Below are 18,764 nucleotides of genomic sequence, written 5' to 3' on the forward strand. Positions count from 1 at the left end.
CCGTGCCCTTTTGACTTATCCGCGTAGAGCTTTCCAGCGTTTCCCCAGATACCGATTCCAATACATCAGCAGACCAGTGATAGATAGGATGGGCAAGCTCATACCAAGCACGCTCCAGATGACTTTGACCCATGTACCCCACAGCGTGCCGAAGTGCAGTGGATAGACGAGCCACAGAATCCAATCGCCCAACGTTTGTTTCTCGCCATAGTGCCATGTGGAAAGCAACTGTCCGTCTGCTGCGAATGTGTGGATGAAGCGATGCGAAAAGTCGCCGGGCGTAGGGCTGTCCATGTATGCGACGTAATTTTCTCCGGGCGCGTCGGGTATTGAAACGCCGGAGAGAAACGCGGATGGATTCAGTTGATTGGAACGATCTGCAATTACCTGCAGTGTCACAGGAGCACCAACATGTTGTGGCTTGGGTGCAATGGGTTGCCGCATGGCCTTCACTGGCGAGATGAAGCTTACGGCTTTCATTACCTGGGCAGGGAACAGGAAATCAATCGCGGTGAAGCCCCACCAACTGACAATCAGTAGGGTCCAGATGCCGATGGCGTTGTGTGTATCGAAGTTGATGCGCTTCCATCCGGCGCGCAGATTGACATAGAAACCACGCGCCCATGCGCGAATGCCAGGCCACCACAGCACCACGCCGCTGATCGACAGGACAAGCAAGCCAATGCCCATGACGCAGTTCACGATGAAGCCGGTCTGCCCCATCAGCAGGTAGATGTGCAGGTCGTGCATCCAGTCAATGAAGCCGCCACGAATGGGTACGATCTCGCCGGTGGTCGCGTTCAGACGCAGGATATGTTGACCTTTGTTTACAGTGTGCAGATACGCCGTGTACACCGGCGCATTTTCCTGTGGCCACATCAGGTAATACAACGGCTCCTTCGGATACGCTGCAGTCACTGTTGCAACAATCTGTGATGCAGGAAGCACATGCGTTGCGGCGTACGGCTGTCCGCGGAAGGCGCGCGATTGCAACTCGTCTTCCCATACCAGCACAGAGCCGGAAAACCCAATAACGATGATGTAAAGCGACAACAGGACGCCCAACCAGAGATGAATCTGGAAGAGCGCCCTGCGCAGCCACAACTTTCGTGGATGATGAACGAGATTGCTTGCGAATCCCATGCGTTTAGAAGTGGTACTTCACTTGTCCGATGACGTTGCGAACATAGCCGTAGTAGCAGTAGCTCAAGCCGCTGCACGTGGCCACGTAACGTTTGTCGGTAAGGTTTGTTGCATTCACACTGAACTGCATGCCGCGATAACCGTAGCGCAACCCTGCATCGAGCAAAGCGTAGTTCGGAATGAAGAAACTGTTCGCGCTATCCGCCGCATTGGTGCCAACGAAGCGCACGCCGAAGTTGCCACCAAGCCCGCTGAAACGCTTGTTGGTTACGGTGTAATCCGCAAGCATCGATACTTGATTCTTTGGCGTCTGTGGTAGCCATTTTCCAATGTTTGCAGAGGTCTGATCCTTCACGGTGTCCGTTGAAGTAAAGGTGTATCCACCGTGCAGGCTCAGTCCGTGCTGCAGGCTGGCGATTGCCTCTAACTCCACACCACGCGAGCGAACTTCGCCCGTTTGCACCGTTTGAAACGCAGCGTTGCTCACGAGCACGTTGGTCTGATTGATCTGGAAGAAGGCTGCGGTGAAGTAGCTGTTCCAGGTGTTGGGCTGCACCTTTACACCGGCTTCAATCTGACGCGAATCCGATGGCTTTGCGGGATCGGTCGATTGGCCGGTAGTTGCGTTGTAGACATAGCTACCTGCATTGGGCAGGAAGCTGGTGGAGAACGAAACGTACGGCGAGATGCCGCTTGCCGTTAGATAACCAACGCCTGCGCGGCCGGTGAATCGCTGATCCAGATGGCCAGTTTCCGTGTGCGCAAGGAAGTCTGCAATGTCGTTCTTTGCGAAGTCCTGGCGTCCGCCTAACGTGAAGATGAGGCGATTGCGGTACTTGATCTGATCCTGCGCGTACAGTCCGTGCTGCTGCAGCAGGTTGTCCTGATACAGATACGGCGACATGTTCGGGATCGTGGTCACGCCGTAGACAGGCTTGAAGATGTTGATGTCCGCGACCTGCGCGAATGCCTGTTGGCTCTTGATGGCGACGTGTTGATAGTCGTAGCCGAAGAGCACGGTCTGCTCCCAGTCACCGTTGGTGAAACGACGCAGTGCGCGGTTGTCCAGCGTGTTGATGCGGTTCCACCGCGGCAGCTCGTAGGCGTAACGCGTCACCATCGTTGTGCTGTTGCCATCGAAGCCAGTGCCATATACGGTGCTGCCCTGGAAGTTGATGTACTGGTAGCGATAGTTCGAGTGCAGGTTCCAACCATCGTTGAACAGGTGGTCGCCGGTGTAGCCCGCTGAGGCCTGATCGCGTTTGACCTTCTCCCATCCCGGCTCACCGACGAAGGTGTTTACAGGGATCACGCCATTGGGATTGCTGTAGAGCGTTCCGCTCGCGGGCAGGAACTGGCTCCAGCGTGTGCCGTCATGTTGCCAGTCGCCCAGGAAGGTGAAGTTCGTGCGGTCGCTTGGTTTGTAAGTGAATGATGGTGCGATGAGGCGACGATTGTCCGGCGTATAGTTTGTCTGCGTGTCGCTGTTGCGCAGCACGCCCAACAGGCGATACTGCCACACCTGGTTTTTTGTAAGCGAGCCGGTAGTGTCAAAGAATCCTTCTCGGCGATAGAACGAACCAAGCTGCATGCCGACTTCTGTGCGGCGCTCGGCCGATGGACGCTTTGTTACCTGGTTGATCAGGCCTCCCGGAGGCACTTGTCCGTAGAGGACGGACGAAGGTCCGCGTAGCACTTCCACGCTTTCCAATTCGTACGGATCCAGTTTGCCGGAGAGGGAATTGAAGCGCATGCCATCGCGGAAGACGCCGAACGTCTCTGCAGCGAATCCGCGGATCTTCAACCAATCGAAACGCGGTTCCACACCGAACTCGTCTGCCTGTACGCCGGGCGTGTAACGCAGCGCTTCGTTCATGGTGATCACATTGCGCGACTGCATTTCGAGTTCGCTGATGATGGAGATCGATTGCGGCACTTCCACCAGCGGTGCGTTTGTCTTTGAGCCTGCGTTCGATGCGTAGGGAACAAAGCCGGAGTTCGCCGTGACGTTGATGACGTCGGTTGCGGATCCAACCTGCAGCTTCAACACAGTGGGCTGGGTGCCGGAGGAGAGTGTTACGTTCTCCTGTTGCAGTGCGGCAAAACCTGGGGCCTGCACGGAAACGTTGTAGCTACCTGGATGCAAGGACAGTGCTACTTCGCCGTGGGCGCCCGTCTGCACTCGATACACCGTAGCGCCGCAACGGACTTCAACTGCAGCGCGTTCAACGGTGGCACCGCTGGCGTCCTGCACCTGCAGTGTTACAGCCTGGATGGGCGTCGACTTATCTTCAGAACATGTATTCGACTGGCAAAAAGCGACCTGGGAGATAGTGGCAAACGAAACAAGTAAAACCGCGGAGTACTGGATAGCTTTCAAAACAAACTTCCTTTAAGGCGCACCGCCGCGGCCGCGCATGAGCGCACGGAAAGCCGCAATGGAGCGGATTTTCTCTGGGGGCGAGACAGGCTCGCACGTTAGCGTAGGAGAGGCTCACCGCAGACGATTGCGGCACGCACTTCTCTCCCCTCCCTCAAGGAGAGCCTCAGAAAACGGCAATTTCTGCCGTACTTTCAAAATACGACAAGAAGAGTCCGAGATCAAGGCTGAAGATGAATTTCTTTACCTTGCGTCGCCCTCGGCTTGGATTCCATTGCGCAGCATGAAGACGAAGTCGCAGGTAGGTGATGACGCTCCGCAATACAGCACGGCATCGCGAAAGACATGGCCATTTGAACCGGGCGGAGTGTATCCCTCCAGCTTCAGACCGCGAATTTCATCCAGAACCGGCTTCAGGTTGCTGTCGCCGCTAACGAGTGACGCTTCCGCCACTGCTTCGTTCACAATGACAACACGTACCGTGCCACCACCACTTAGTTTCGCGGGACGTTTGACTTTATGAGTGCGCATCGCCTGGATGGTCGAGGGCTCTTCCTTCCAGGATGGATTCACGCCTTCCTTTTCCAGTCGTGTTTCCGCTGCTTTTGCAGCTTCGTAGTCTGCCTTCGCAGCGGAAGCGTTCTCCGTTGCCAGCGCCAGCCGGTAGATGGCTAACGCACGCGGCTTCTCATTCAGAGCTTCGTATGCCTGTCCCAGATGATTTCCCACTACGACTTCAGGCCGATTCTTCCAAGCCGCACGGAACCACGGCAGAGCCTCGGCCGCTTTGCCTTCCAGCAGCAGAATGTATGCCAGCGTGTCCCATGATGCGGTCATGTTTGAGGAAGCCGCAAACGTGCGATCGTTCGCAGAATCTACCGGTGTCTCAGCCGTTTGCTTCTCCAACAATGTGATGGAGCGCCGCGAAGTCTCTTCGGCGAACGGCAAATCGCGCTTCATCTCTGAAAGCAGATACACATTGTTATTCAGGACGTTCGGATCGTCGCTGCCTTCGATTGCGTGATGCGCATGAGATGCGGCCTCGTCAAATCGCTTGGCCTCATACAGTTCGTTCGCAACCAGGTATTCCATGTTGCGGTCATCAGGTTTGGCTTTTGACGCGACTTCATAAGAAGCAGCAGCTTCCGAATGTTTGCCTTGTTGCGCCTGTACCGTGGCCAACATGCCACGAATTGTGACATCATCCGGGTCGCGATACGACTTCAGGAGTGTCTCTGCCTTCTCAAACTGTTTGTTATGGAGATAGAAACCCGCCAGCCCGACGCTGATGGCGGGGATATCATCCGGGTGGTTCTTCACCTCTGTCTCGAGGTCGGCGACAGCTTGGTCAAGCTTGCCTTCCCGCGCCTCCGCATAGGCCAACATACTCATCACGTATGGAGTATTAGGGGCGCGCTTATGTACCTGTTCCAGAAGGCGGCGCTCCTCGGCAAAATCATTGCGTTGCAGCGCGCTGTTTGCGTTCTCCATCAGTTCGCGTGTGGAAGCGTCCATATCCTTCAAGGGATCGTTTGAAGATGATTTGTCTTCCTTGGGAGGATTCTTCTTGTCGGAGGATTTTACCGGTGCGATTAGGCGGATGTAGTTCTCGCCCGTATCCATACCTGCGGCGTGTATGAAGGCGTTGTAGTCCTTCCACTGCTCTTTTGGCAGCTTGTGTTTCAGCACCACCACCGTGCGGTCCACATACAGCTTGCCGTCTGCCAGTCGATAGGTCTGGTCATATGTGGTGTAGTCTCGCTTCACATGCTGCGCTTCGGGCAGCTCCGCGCGGTATCCCTCCGGCAGCACGATGACTGTATGCGCTTCGAGTGTGCGCGGTGAGCCCAGGTCAATGTCGTGTTCGGGAGCTTTCTCCTTGTCGACAGTGGTGACTTCCAGAGCGGGAAACAGGGGCAGGATGTTGCCGTTTTTCCAGTCGGCATAGTCTTCGCGCGTATAGTCCCATGCAAGCTGTACCGGGGCACTCGGGTCGTTCTGGCGTAAATCTGTATTGCTTACCTTGCCGCCAAATCCCATCGCCTGGCTGACGATCTGCATCGCCTGGTCCCACTGTGACGGAGAAACCTGCCGCAGCATCACGCGGAAATCCAGTTCGTTGTCCGAACGAACAGATTCGCGCATGTGCGATTTCAGCAGCCCGTTATTGTCCAGCGTGGCATCGGCGTTGAACACTTCGCGGTAAGGAAACGGCGGGTCCGCAGGCGTCTTTACCAGCGATGCGGGGGAAGACGCGGGCACCAACAGTGCATTTACATCGCGCAGTACGGGCATCAGAACCCGATAGGGTGCGACTTCTGCCGTGCTGTCCAACCAGATACGGTCCGGTGTGCCGGGCAATTGCACGGTTGTGATTACGTGATTGAAGACCGCGGGTGTGGGAACTTCCGGCACCGCCACAATGCCTGCGCCAATCAGCGCAGGAGCCGTGGTGAATCCTTTTGCCTTCAGCAGCGATTCCAGCAACGTGTCCTTGTCTTTGCAATCACCGTACTGATTACTGAGTACTTCTGCTGCCGTGTGAGGTTGATAGCGGCCCACGCCCAGGCTGATACCCACATAACGCATCTGCGATGCGACGTAGCGATAAATCGCGCGCACCTGTTCTTCCGGTGTCTTCGCGTCCTTTGTCAGTTCTTCGGCCTTCGCCTTGATGGCATCATTGGGTTCTGCCCGTTGCAGGGCCAGTCCGCGATACCAGTCACCAATCTCTGCCCAGCTATGGAAGGTGGTCCATGCGATAGATGGCAACTTGCGGCCGTCGCTGTCTTCGTCCGGATCTTTCACAACAGCGGCGGTCATGCGCCCGTTCTCATCCTTGGCGGAAGGCTTTGTCTGCGAGTAGGTCCATGTCCACGTCTTCAGGCCATTCGCTTCCTTTGGCGTTACCGGATGGTTCGGACTCCACACCTGCAGGTACATTGAGGCGGGCGCTTCCAGCGTGACGGCTTGCGACAACACGACGCCGGAACCGGTGGCGAAGTGTTCCGCGCCCCACCATTCGTTTGGCGCTTCGGCTTTTGTGCGCACGATGTGTAGTTGATATTCCAGGCGATCGCCCACCGAGAGCGAACGTACCGGCACATGCTTCTCGCGGATGTCGCTGTAGACGGGAGCCTGACGAGAGACTTCCGCCGGCATTTCGATGGCGTCCGTTGTGGGTGTTTCCACTGTGCTGCCATCCGCCTTGTGTACGCGGACGTAGTCTATGCTGCCGGTTTCATTCGCCGAAGCGTACGAGACGCTGAGCACAGAAAACTGTCGCGCGGTACCTTCCGATTGCACGCGCAGTACGACGTGTGTGAGTCGCTCGCCGGTACCGTCGGGCTTCATACGGAGCGTACTGTCCAGCTTTTCAAAGACATATGGTTCGTCGCGATAGGGATCGGATGATGTGTTGGCAGAGGACGAGGAATTTTGAGCAAAGCAGGAAGAGGCGATGGCAGCAAAAACCAACAGGGGACGTACGCGTACGGAAATCATGAGGAGTACAGCGTATATAGCAGAATCGGACAGTTGGTGAAAGTACTATCTTGAGACGCGAAAAGGGCCCGCTCGTCGCGGGCCTTTTCTGTATGTGGGCTATTGCGAAAGCGGCGTTATGCGAGGCAGCTCTTTGCGTAGGCCAGGCACTTTGCCACTTCCTTTACTGCGTCGGAATCTTCGGGCAGTTTGTACTCCAGCTCGATGGTTGCGGGGAAGTTGTACTTCTCCTTCTTCATCAACTGCAGCACTTCCTTGATGGGGGTGTCGCCCTGGCCGAAGGGCTGGTTCTGGCCACCCTTTTCCGGATACTGGCGATCCTTCAGGTGCATGCTGGTGATGCGGGCGTGGTTCTTCTGGATGAAGGCAATCTGGTCGTGATTGCCTGCAGCGGTGTAGTGGCCAATATCCAGGTTGATGCAGTTCCATGGCGACTGTGCCATGGCCTGATCCCACGTATCCGGCTTGGCCTGCGTGTGTGCGTGGTAGCCCATGCGCATCTTGTACTTTTCGCCAAACTTGCCAATGCGTGCGGTCAGGCCGGGGTTGTTGTCCGGCATTTCCATGGTCAGGTGGTTTGCGCCACAGGCCTTGGCTGCCTTGAAGGCGTAATCAAACTCCGCATCGGGCATGCGATCCGTCAGCGTGATCTTGAATGCGTAGATGCTGACGCCTGCGTCGTTGTATAGCTTGCGCAGTTCCGCATACTTGTTCACGTCCATGGTGGTGCGCCACTTGGTCACTTCTTCCGCATGGGCAAGCTGCGCGGCCTTTTGTGCTTCTGACATCTGAGGACGCGGTGCGCCGGGTGCAGGTGGCGGTCCCATGGGGCGCGGCGGCATAGGCGGCATGCCTGCCCACAGCTCCTGCACGTTTTCCAGTTCCGTGGCGTTGATGCCGTCTTCCACGGCGTACTTCAGCACGGACAGCGCATCGAACGGCTTCATCTGGCGATAGGAGTAGCTGATGACGCCAATCTGTACGCCGTTGAACTTCGAGTTCGGTTTGCCTTGAGCAAAAAGTGAACGCGGTTGAAGAGCAGCGGCGGAAATGCCGACAGCAGCAAGACGACCGAAGTCGCGGCGAGTGATGTTCATAGGTGCGGAAAATCCCTTCGTGGGAGTAACGGTTCCCCGAAGCGAGATTCTAGGGGCGCAGAACAAACCATGGCAAGCGATTCGACAGAATGTCACACTACAGCGCAGGGCCTACTTCGTTAGCTGGCAAAGGTGTTTCGATTTCCAAGTGTGTTCCATCGTAGTTGGTGGTTTGGAAGCGTCGTGAAGAATGAGGACCAGGCTACGCCGCGTCTCGCTTCCAACCGCGGTCAGTTCCATAGGCACACCTTCAGGGATGACGACGTCTGTTCCTTTTTTCCCGGCCTGCATACCATCCGGAGTCTCCAGGCATGTCTCACCCGTTTCGGTATAGAAGGCTTCGATTCCCGAATGCGTGTGCGTTTCGCTTACCATCCCAGGTTGCAGAACCGCTTCCATGTATTGCGCGGTATAAGTCCGCCCCTTTTCCACGGTCAGAGGGCCCATTTGGGTTACGCGCGTGCCCGACGCATAAGGTTCCGGTTTCTCTCCGAGGGTGAGAAGCCAGGTCTTGCCTAACGATTCGACGACCGTTCCGTGCGGTCCCTTCGCTTGCTCCGCCAGATCCTTCGTGGGGAACGTGTCCAGCGTCCAGTACACCTGTCCTTCAAGAACACCGACGGGTTGATGCGCCAGAATCCAGCAGCCGGTTTCGCCCGTCCTTTGGGCGACTGGCTTACAACTCATGAGGTTTTGTGGCTGTTGAGCGGCGATGGGGCATTCGACGCCGAGAAGAAGCAGGCCAGCATAGGCCATGCGCAGCAGTAACGTCCCATACGCTTTGCGAATCACAGGCATTTACCCCCGAATCGTTTGAGACACCCCCTCGAAGGATGTCACAAGCCGATGCGAGAACCAACCACAATCTGGCCGGTTCTGGAGGTTTACTGTGCGTCTGGATTGTCTTTGTTGATGCGGAATTCAATGCGTAGTTCCAGGTTGGGTCCGTGGAACTCCTTGGGCAGCGGTTGAGCTGTTCCAAGTGCTGTGATGGAACCCCATGCGGCGCGGTCGATTGCTACGTCATGCGTGGAGTAATCGAGATGCATTGCGCTGATCTTGCCGTCCGGCATGATGGTGAAACGCACTCCGGTGATGCCCTGCTTGTTAAGCGGTGGGCGGCACTCTTCCGGGATCAGCGGCAGCCAGTTGCGACGGACATCAGAGAGCAGTCGCTGGATATATTTGCCGAAGTCAACACCCTGCGTGTCGCTAAGAATTTGTACACCCTGCTTGGTACCGCCTTGTTGGCCACGGCCCACAGAGCCGTAGTCGCCGCTATCACCGGCATTACGAGAACCACGCGCGGCCTGAGCGATCTGAGACGCGGCGCTTTGCGATCCTTGGCCGAAGTTTGGCCGATTGTTGGACTGGTTCGGGGCAGGCGAATCCACCATGGGCTGGGGATGCGGCACGGGCGGCGTCGGCGTAGTAGGAGTGTTCTTTGCTACCTGCTGCGGAGGCGGAGCCTGTTGTTGCTGCGGAGCGGGGGCCTGTTGAGGCGCAGCCTGAGGAGCCTGCTTGGGCATGGGAGGCGCGGGTGTTCCGGCGCGCGGTGTCGGCTGTACCTGCGGATTCGGCTTGGGGCTTTGCGATTCGGCGGTGTGCGCGCTGATATTGGGCGCTGGCTTCATCCGCTTGAGCTGATCTTTCAGGTCTGGCGGCGTGTCCAAATAGGTCATGGTGGAGCGCTTATCGTTGTCCGGCGCCATAACGATGACGGGCGCATGCCATAGATAACGTGGGCCATAGACGATAACCCAACCCAAAACAAGCCAAACGATGACGGAGATATAGACGGCTTCGCGGAAGCGCGCACGTGTGCGCTCGTCGTCCACCTCGTCCAGCAGCATGATCAGTTCATGCTGTTCCAGATCGCCGTAACGGCCCATACCGCGGCGGTTTCCGCGGCGTGGACTCTCCTCGGGCTGGGGTGTCTCCTGGGTGGGTTCGTCAGAGGGTGTCTGGTATGGCGGCACGCTGAGTCGGTCTCTATCTGTAGGACTGTCGAAACGCCCATTTGTACGCAGAAAAGCGCCGGAGGGCTACAGGACAGCAGGATTATTCTCTCATCCCGCGTCAAAGCGCGCTTCAAATGGCATAGCTCGGCGTCTGTGGCGGGTAGAATGACCGAGGATGTTTCACCTGCACGCTTTCGCAACCCTGCTGCAGACCGCCCCAGACGCGGTCTCGCACGCCGCGCCCCACCATGTGGGCTGGCTCAAGCATTTCACCCAGACCACCCAGGCGTTCTTTGAACGCTTCGGCCTGTGGGGCCTTGCTGCGATTGCGCTGCTGGACTCCGCCATGCTGCCCATGCCTTGGCAGTATCTGTTGATCACGGATGTGAACAATCACCCCGGCACCTGGATTCTGTATCCGGTTGTCGCGGCTTTGGCATCCACGTTGGGAAGCCTGGTTCCGTTTTACGTGGGACGTGTGGGCGGCGAACTGTTCCTGTTGGGCAAGATCAACCGTGAGCGGTACGAGCGTTTGCGCGATCGCTTTGAGCGGCAGGAATTTCTGGCGATTTTCATTCCCGCAATTGGGCCGCCGCCGACACCGTTCAAGCTGTTTGAGTTCTGCGCGGGCGTGTTTGAGATGAAGCCGATGGTCTTCCTGCTGGCGGCGTTTCTGGGCAAGTTGGTTCAGTACGGCGCGTATGCGTTGCTGACGCACAAGTACGGCCCGCAGGTGATGGACGTCATCATGCACGGCGCGCGTGAGCATGCACAGTTGACCCGCATGATTGTGGGTGTTCTGTTGGTGCTGTTGGTGGTGTGGATCCTGCGCAAAATCTTTGACCGTCGCAAGGGGACGCAGCTTCCGATTGAAGATGGATCAGTGGAAGAAGGCAAGTCCATCATCGTGGAAGAGTAAGGTCAGCCTGCAGCGGCTGCACGCTCTTCGCGCGAAAGAAAGAACTCTTCTACATCGTTGATGTCCTGCGTGAGTCTGTAGGGCGGCAGGCTGTCGAGGAAGATCTTGCCGTAGCTTTGCCGCTGAATGCGGCTGTCCAACAGCATCAGCACGCCACGGTCGCTGGCGCTGCGAATCAATCGTCCGAAACCCTGTTTTAACGTGATGACTGCCTGCGGAATCTGTAGATCATGGAATGGCTTGCCGCCTGCGGCTTCAATCGCTTCCATGCGTGCCTGCATCACCGGATCGCTGGGGACTGCGAATGGCAGGCGGTCGATGATGACGCAGCTTAACTGGTCGCCCTGCACGTCCACACCCTGCCAGAAACTTGATGTGCCAAAGAGAATGGCATTCGGTGTGGAACGAAACTCATCCAGCAAGGCTTTGCGCGGAGCCTGCCCCTGCAGCAGTAGCGGGTATGGCAATTCCACCAGCATGCGTTCATAGAGCGTCTTCATCTGTGCGTAGCTGGTGAAGAGACAGAACGCCCGGCCGCGGCTGAACTCCAACACGCGTCGCATCTTCTCCGTAGCCTGATCAATGAAATCCGGGTCGCGCGGATCAGGCATATAAGGCGGCAGATAGAGCAGCGCCTGTTTGTTGTATTGGAAGTGTGAAGGCACGGTAAGCTCACGTGCTCCCACCAGTCCCACGCGCTTTGCGATGTGTTCAAAGCCGCCCTGCACAGTCAGCGTTGCGCTTGTGAGCACAACAGAGCTGAAGTCTTTGAACAGCGTGGTGTTCAGTATTTCCGACACATCAATGGGCGTTGCTTGCAGATAGGTGTGGTACGCAAGCGGTTGTCCAACCTGTGTGCGCGAGAAGTTCTTCACCCCACCAGCGGCACGTCGCTCAATCCAGAAGACCGTGTTCGGGTCTTCCGCTTCCATCAGGAAGGTGGATGAGGTGCGAAGCTCCGTCACGCGGCGCTTAAGGCCGTTGACCTCCTCTACATCCTTAACGCGTTCGAGTTCATCGCGCAGACGATCCAAAGAGGTTAGGTAACTTGCATAACTATCGCCGCGCTCTTCGAGAAATCCCGGGCGATCGCGAAACGGCTGGCGGCCCAGTTCAAAACCGTTCATGGGTAACGAGCCAAAGAAGGCACGCGAGCGCTCACGCAGTCCATTCGTTGCGCTTTCAATGCTGGATGAGGAGACCTTCTTCGCTCGCAACATCATCTCCACATCGCGCGCCAGCTCCTCGCAGCGCTGTTGCGAGATCGCCACGCCGAAGTAATCGCTGGCTACTGCCTCCATCTCATGCGCTTCGTCGAAGATCACCGCTGCTGCATCCGGCAGAATACCCGCGTCGAGCGCGCCGGCTGCCTGCTGACGGATATTCAAATCGGCGAAGAACAAGTGATGGTTAACGATGATGATGTCGCTTTCAAGCGCCTTGCGCCGCATTGCGGTGATGTAGCACGGCTCGAAGTTGGGACAGCTTTGCCCCAGGCACGCTTCGCTGCGCGCATCCAGCTTGGAGAACAACGGAGATGGTTCCGGTAGACCAACAATCTCAGCGCGGTCACCCGTCTCCGTCTCACTTTCCCACGCGATGATCTTCCCAAAGTGGTCGAGTTCTGTGAACTCCGTCAGCAACGACGAGGTTTGCTGCAGCGCGTACAGCTTCTGCTTGCACACGTAGTTGCCGCGGCCCTTCATGTAGCAAACCTTCAGCGGTCCCAGCAACGATTCAAGAAACGGAATGTCCTTGAAGAACAGCTGCTCCTGCAGGTTCTTGGTGCCGGTGGAGATGATGACGCGCTGCCCACGCTCGCGCGCCAAGCGCAATGCGGGGAGTAAATACGCCAGCGTCTTACCCGTACCCGTGCCTGCTTCCACAACCAGGTGGCGATGGTCCTGCAGTGCTGCCTCGACTGCCTTGGCCATCTCATACTGCCCCTTGCGATGCTCGTAGCTCAGCGAAGACTTGGCCAGCACGCCGCCCGGCGCGAAGAACTCGTGCAGTGTGGGCAGTTTCTCTGTTGTGGCAAATGCAGGCATAAAGGCGCAGGAAAGGCGAACATCTTCAGTGTAGACTGCGTCTGCGCTGCTACCCTTAAAGATGGAAGCAGGTAAGCACGATGGCACCGGAAAAGAAGCGGCTCGGAAAAAAGCACAGGACAGCGCAGACGCGTCCGCATAAGGGCGCCACGCCCAAGGGCGCGAAGGCTTCGGCTTCAGCTGCGGGCGGAGCATCGCCGAAGGGCCGCAAAGCCATCTCCGCAAAGAAATCCGCCTCATTCAAAGAGAGCAAGGTGCGTACGCAGTCCCCCACCCGGCAGAAGGGAAGGGCGATCACCGGAGCGCAGATGGCTCCGGGGGCGCTACCCAAGGCGGAGCGCGAGCGGCTGGGGATTCCTGAGCCGTCGCAGCGTGCCCCCAAGGGGGCGCGTGGCATGGGGTCCAGCGCAGAGGTGCAGGAGAAGCGGTTGGTGCATCGCGCCGCCCTGAGCGATCCAGAGACGGAGAACGCCTTTGCCAGCACGCTGCCCATGATCGAGGAGGCGCAGCGCCCATCGGATGCCATTGCGGCTCCTCTGTTCGCCATCTGCGGACGCCCTAACGTGGGCAAGAGCACCCTGTTCAACCGGTTGACCGGAACGCGCCGTTCCATTGTGGGCGACGAACCGGGCATCACCCGCGACCGCATCTACGGCGAGGTGGATTGGGAAGGACGCGTGCTCCGCATTGTGGATACGGGCGGTGTCATTCCCGACGATGAGGCGCTGATCCCGCGGGAGATCTTCCGGCAGGCACAGATTGCGCTGGAAGAGGCTGAGGCCATTGTGCAGGTGGTGGACGGACGCAGCGAGTTGACGCTGCCGGACATTGACCTGGCGCGACTGCTGATCCGCAGCGGCAAGCCGGTGTTCCTGGCGGTGAACAAGATGGATACGGCGCAGATTGCGCCGCAGGCCGAGAGCTTCCGCACGCTGGGATACAAGGATGTGTTTCCGGTGAGCGGTGAGCATGGGCTGGGCATGGGCGACCTGATGGATGCCGTCTCTGCCGCATTGCCGCAGACGGAGCCGGAGGAAGCAGAGGAACTGGAAGACGTCTGGGAGGATGAGGCCACAGACGAAGAGGCTCCTCGTGAGCGCAAGCTGCGCTCGCATGGCGAGCATGTCTCCAAGGAGACGAGCATTGCCATCATCGGTCGACCGAACGTGGGCAAGTCGACCCTGCTGAATGCCCTGACAGGAACGGGTCGCGCCATTGTGTCGCCGATTGCGGGAACCACGCGCGATGCCGTGGACGAGACCGTGGAGCGGAATGGCCATAGCTTCCGGTTTGTGGATACCGCAGGTATTCGCCGCAAGGGCAAGACCACGCTGATGGCTGAGAAGCTGTCCGTGATCATGGCACGTAAGCATCTTGAGGCTGCCGATGTGGCGCTGCTGGTGATTGATGCTACCGAAGGTGTAACCGGGCTGGACGCCAACATTGGTGGCTATGCGCATGAGAGCGGCCGCAGTGTGGTGATCGTGGTGAACAAGTGGGATGCTGTGACTACCAACCGTGAAGACGGACAGGCTCCTGCGGATCAGAAGGTGTACACCGAACAGGTTCGCCATGCGCTGAAGTATCTGGATTACGCTCCGCTGATCTTTATCAGTGCGCGTGACGGTATCAACGTGGACGAGGTGTTCAAGAAGGTGCAGCTTGTGGCGCGCGAGCGGCGTAAGCGCATCAGCACCGGCCAGATGAACAAGTTCCTGGACCATGTGGAGTTTGAGAAGGCTGGTGTTCCGTACAACAAGCGTCTTCGCATCTACTACATGACTCAGGCAGCGGTTGCGCCGCCGACGTTCATCCTGTTCACAGACCGCGACGTGAAGCTGCACTTCAGTTATGAACGCTTCCTGGAGAACCAGATTCGGGCGCAGTGGCGGTTTATCGGGTCGCCGATCTGGTTCAAGGTTCGGGCGAGGAATAAAAAAGGCGAGAAATAGGTGCTTCGCACCGCTCTCGGTTTGTTTCTCGAAGTGGATGGGGTACCCCCTCCCCCCTATTTTTCTAAAATCGTCTTTCTATTGGGTTTACGGCGCTACTGTTTGTAAAATCGTCTTCCCATTGGGGTTAGGGGCAAAATCGTCTTTCTAAATGAGTTAGGGCCGCGCTTGTGCGCGGCCCTTTTCTCTCTGGTTCTATTTTAGTGGTTTCGTGGAAATAACCTGCCAAGTTTATTTCTTTTGGTTTGTTGGAGTTGGGTGGTTTGGGGGCTTGACAAGATTTCCCGCCGATCTCCCAAGAAACTATTCAAATAGAAAATCATGGTTTGCTTTATTTGGCTTATTAGTTCTACATTGTGTAATTAATGGTGGGTGAGTTTGAGTATCTGCTTCTGACCGCTACCGCACGCTTAGGCGAGCAGGCATATGGTGCTGCGATTCGCAGATTATTGGCAGAGGTGGGCAGGCCCGTATCGATTGGGGCGCTTTACACCACAATCGATCGGCTGGAGAAAAAGGGTTTGGTTACCACGTGGATGGGCGAAGCCACGGCGGAACGTGGAGGCCGTGCGAAACGCATGGTCAGGGTCACCACCGAAGGATTGCGAGAGGCGGAAGAGTTTTACAGCACCATTACGATGATCAGCCGCGATGTGTCATGGATAAAACGATGACTCCTATGACCTTTATCAACCCCAAACTGCTGGGGTGGCTGGCCTCGTTCCTAAACGAGAACGATCGAGAAACTGTCCTGGGAGATATGGCAGAGGAGGGTGCCGGTTACAGGGCTTCTGCCATGGCTGTCTGCGGACTTGTGTTGCGCAAAGAAGTGGAGAGGTGGCGCTCGATCTCGCCGTGGCTCGTGCTGGTTCTGTTGCTTCTGCCCTGCGTCTTTTTGATGGTGGTTGTGACGAATGCTGTGACAGACGTCAATGCGATTTACCTGTGGATGCTTGTCAACAACGCAGATCCTGATCTACTTCGGCAGGCGGGTTACTGGTCAAACGTGAAGACTTGCATGCCCCAGCTGTTATTGAGTGTCCTGGCACTGGTGGGGTGGTCATGGTGCTCTGGCTTCGTCATCGGGGCTGCCTGTTGGAGAGTCCGCCGATCAAACCTGATCCTGATAGGTGTGCTCGTCATCTTTGTCCAATTGGGTTGGATACCCTTTCCCGTTCAATCCGTACTTTTGCCACACGGGAGAGACTTCATAGGAAATGCTGCTGTTTTTCGCAATGTGTTTTACCGGGATGTGTTCCCGTGGCTGGTTCTGCTGCTGCTTGTAGTTTTCCCCGCAGCGCGCGGCATGAACGACGCGCGCTGCACGGGCCGTGTAGTCGGAAAAGAAAAATTCCTGATGATCACCGCACCTGGTGTGATTCTGCTAGCGCTGGTAGCACAGGTGTTTTTACCTGGCTCTCATTCCTTCTCGTTGTTTTACTGCGGCGCAGCGGGAGCAGTCCTTCACCTTATTCTGCGCGATCGACGCCAGATACCCGCCCGGTTGCAAACTTCCTGAGTGAAGGAGAGAGATGAACAAGATGAATCGTTTCGCTGCGCGTCTGCTTTCAGCACTGATTCTGACTACCGTGCAAAGCGCATCCAGCGCGCAATCGCCACAGTCTGAAAGTGACTTCATTCCTGCGCACGCACGGAAGTCCGCGTCGGACTTCACGCTCATCGACGTGTACGGCAAGCAGGTGACTTTGTCCAAGTACAAGGGACGTGTGGTGTTGCTGGATTTCTGGGCGGTAAATTGCGGTGGATGCAAGCAGGAAATCCCTTGGTATGTGGATTTTGAATCGCACTATGGGAAGTCAGGGCTGTCGCTGATCGGGCTGGATATGTACGGCGAAACTCCTGACATGGTGAAGGCATTTATGACGCATTCGAAGATGACCTATCCGGTTGCAATTGGGACGGATGCATTGGGGGAGCGCTACGGGTTGCGGGAAATGCCTTTGACGCTTCTGATTGATCGCAAAGGGCGGATTGCCGTGGCGCACGCGGGCGTGGTCGATCGCGATGCTTTTGAAAGAGAGATCCAGACGTTGCTGGCAGAGTAGGCCTCTGTGGGATGATCCGCCCAGATCGCGTCGTCTTAACTGAAAATGCATCCATATTGGTGAGGTTCTATTCTGGTAGTGGAGGTGCGCATGGCGCACGATCACTCGCACGGACATCACCATCATGTACACGGACCCACGAGCGGTAAGCGGCTTTGGGTTTCGCTGGCGGTGACGCTGGTGTTTTGCGCTGGTGAGGCGATTGCCGGTTTGGTTTCGCACTCGTTGGCGCTGCTCTCCGATGCCGGACACAACGTGAGCGATGCTGTTGCGCTGGGGTTGGCGGCGTATGCGGTGGTGGCTATGAAGAGGCCTGCTGCCGGGCGGCATACGTATGGGCATATTCGTGTTTCCACGCTGACAGCCTTGTTCAACAGCAGCACATTGGTTTTGATTGCGCTTTGGATTGCGATTGAAGCGGTTGGGCGGTTTCGTCATCCAGAGCCAATTGAAGGCAACCTGATGATCTGGGTTGCGGTTATCTCTGTGTTGATGAACACGGTGATTGCCGTGGCGCTGGCGGGTGATGCGAAGCACAGCCTGAATTCACGCGCGGCGTTCATTCATATGGCGGGTGATGCGTTGAGCGCTGCCGCTGTGGTGATTGCCGGTGTGGTGGTGCGGTACACGGGATGGCTGTATGCCGATCCGATTGTGTCGCTGCTGATTGCCGTGTTCATTTTCTGGAGCGCGATTGGCATTGTGCGCGAGGCGAGCGATGTACTGATGGAGAAGGCTCCGCAGCACCTTGATCCGGAGACACTAGCTGCGCGCATTGGCGAGATTGAGCCGGTGTGCAGCGTGCATGATGTGCATGTGTGGACGGTGGGTGAAGGACGCAATCTGCTGAGTTGCCATGTGGCGCTGCCCGCGAACCATACGCTGCTGGAAACCACGGCGATTGTGAGTCGTATTGAGAAGATGCTGCATGATGACTTCGGCATTGAGCACGCGACGATTCAGCCGGAAGAAGATGGGCTGTGTCGCATGGCGCATACGACGACTGTGTTTTGCAGTATGGAGACGCATTCCCATTCCCATGCGCATTAGTGGTACTTCGTACCGTTCTCGACGCTTCGCGTGAACCTAAATTGTTGCTGTGTGGATAGGGCGTGCCTTTGGCGCTCGTTGCTGTGGCTGGGACTTTTCCTGGAGCTCCGTTTGCGTTGTAGAGGGCTGAGAAGAATGCAGGTCCTTCGGCTTCACTTCGTTTCGCTCAGGATGACGATCCTTTGAAGTGTGTGAGCTTCGCTTTGCGAAGCTGTTTTGGTTTTGTGGTTAAAAATCCCAAGCGGTCTTGGCAGGATGAGAGTCAGTTGGGATTCTTCGCTTCGCTCAGAATGACGACCTTTGGTGGTTGGATCCGCACTGAAAGAGCGATGCCCACGTTAGGCTCGCGAACCTGGGTTTCGTGGTTTCCCGGAGCGTTGTAGAGGGGTCGAAGAAAGTAGGTCCTTCGGCTTCGCTCAGGATGACGCACGTCGTGCGTTAGAGCTTCGCTTTGCGAAGCTGGTTTTGACTGTATGAAGTTGGCGGGGGCGGGTTCACTGTGGGGTACATGTCGTGTTGCGACGCAGGGGAATTTACGTCCTGTTTAAATACGGATGCGTTTGACGTGACATGCTGAAAAACGACAACTACAGTTGCAGTGATGCCGTAATATGGCGTTCACATTCCCTTGTACGCCCTGCTGC

13 protein-coding genes are annotated in these 18,764 nt (G+C 56.9%); 6 read left to right on the plus strand and 7 right to left on the minus strand.

The annotated features are described in order from the left end of the window. Positions 1-15 precede the first annotated feature (15 nt). From JAO32_RS02665 to JAO32_RS02690, 6 genes are all read right to left on the minus strand, one after another. Entirely contained in the window at positions 16-1,143 is a 1,128-nt protein-coding gene (locus JAO32_RS02665; protein WP_334237215.1) for a PepSY-associated TM helix domain-containing protein, read from the minus strand. 4 nt (positions 1,144-1,147) lie between these two features. Then, positions 1,148-3,523, minus strand: a complete 2,376-nt coding sequence (locus JAO32_RS02670) for a TonB-dependent siderophore receptor (RefSeq protein WP_334237217.1) — start codon at positions 3,521-3,523, stop codon at positions 1,148-1,150. A gap of 243 nt (positions 3,524-3,766) precedes the next feature. Further along, on the minus strand, positions 3,767-7,027 hold the full coding sequence (locus JAO32_RS02675; protein ID WP_334237219.1) for a DUF3857 domain-containing protein: 3,261 nt from the start codon (positions 7,025-7,027) through the stop codon (positions 3,767-3,769). A 116-nt stretch (positions 7,028-7,143) separates the two neighbouring features. Next, positions 7,144-8,124, minus strand: a complete 981-nt coding sequence (locus tag JAO32_RS02680; protein ID WP_334237221.1) for a sugar phosphate isomerase/epimerase family protein — start codon at positions 8,122-8,124, stop codon at positions 7,144-7,146. A gap of 111 nt (positions 8,125-8,235) precedes the next feature. After that, positions 8,236-8,922, minus strand: coding sequence for a cupin domain-containing protein (locus tag JAO32_RS02685; protein WP_334237223.1), 687 nt, complete (start codon positions 8,920-8,922; stop codon positions 8,236-8,238). A gap of 86 nt (positions 8,923-9,008) precedes the next feature. After that, positions 9,009-10,103: an energy transducer TonB gene (locus JAO32_RS02690; protein WP_334237225.1), complete on the minus strand. Its 1,095-nt coding sequence runs from the start codon at positions 10,101-10,103 to the stop codon at positions 9,009-9,011. Positions 10,104-10,260: 157 nt separating this feature from the next. On the opposite strand from JAO32_RS02690, the gene JAO32_RS02695 reads away from it, so the two are divergent. Beyond that, positions 10,261-11,004: a YqaA family protein gene (locus JAO32_RS02695; protein ID WP_334237227.1), complete on the plus strand. Its 744-nt coding sequence runs from the start codon at positions 10,261-10,263 to the stop codon at positions 11,002-11,004. Between the two features lie 2 nt (positions 11,005-11,006). Here the strand turns inward: JAO32_RS02695 and JAO32_RS02700 are convergent, their stop codons facing one another. Further along, positions 11,007-13,052 carry an ATP-dependent DNA helicase gene (locus JAO32_RS02700; protein WP_334237229.1) on the minus strand — a complete coding sequence of 682 codons (2,046 nt, stop codon included), beginning with the start codon at positions 13,050-13,052 and terminating at the stop codon, positions 11,007-11,009. A gap of 80 nt (positions 13,053-13,132) precedes the next feature. On the opposite strand from JAO32_RS02700, the gene der reads away from it, so the two are divergent. From der to JAO32_RS02725, 5 genes are all read left to right on the plus strand, one after another. Then, a complete protein-coding gene (der, locus tag JAO32_RS02705) occupies positions 13,133-15,004 on the plus strand; it encodes a ribosome biogenesis GTPase Der (protein WP_334237231.1) in 1,872 nt (623 codons plus the stop codon). A gap of 365 nt (positions 15,005-15,369) precedes the next feature. Beyond that, on the plus strand, positions 15,370-15,678 hold the full coding sequence (locus tag JAO32_RS02710; protein ID WP_334237233.1) for a PadR family transcriptional regulator: 309 nt from the start codon (positions 15,370-15,372) through the stop codon (positions 15,676-15,678). Further along, on the plus strand, positions 15,675-16,523 hold the full coding sequence (locus tag JAO32_RS02715) for a hypothetical protein (protein WP_334237234.1): 849 nt from the start codon (positions 15,675-15,677) through the stop codon (positions 16,521-16,523). The genes JAO32_RS02710 and JAO32_RS02715 overlap by 4 nt, the downstream gene beginning before the upstream one ends. A gap of 13 nt (positions 16,524-16,536) precedes the next feature. Next, positions 16,537-17,070 carry a TlpA family protein disulfide reductase gene (locus JAO32_RS02720; protein WP_334237235.1) on the plus strand — a complete coding sequence of 178 codons (534 nt, stop codon included), beginning with the start codon at positions 16,537-16,539 and terminating at the stop codon, positions 17,068-17,070. A 90-nt stretch (positions 17,071-17,160) separates the two neighbouring features. Beyond that, the gene (locus tag JAO32_RS02725) at positions 17,161-18,120 is read left to right on the plus strand and encodes a cation diffusion facilitator family transporter (protein WP_334237237.1); all 960 of its coding nucleotides are present in this window, start codon (positions 17,161-17,163) and stop codon (positions 18,118-18,120) included. The last annotated feature ends 644 nt before the right edge of the window (positions 18,121-18,764 follow it).

Origin of the sequence: Terriglobus sp. ADX1 (assembly GCF_036877645.1) — a bacterium.
In the GTDB taxonomy this organism is placed as follows: Bacteria; Acidobacteriota; Terriglobia; order Terriglobales; family Acidobacteriaceae; genus Terriglobus.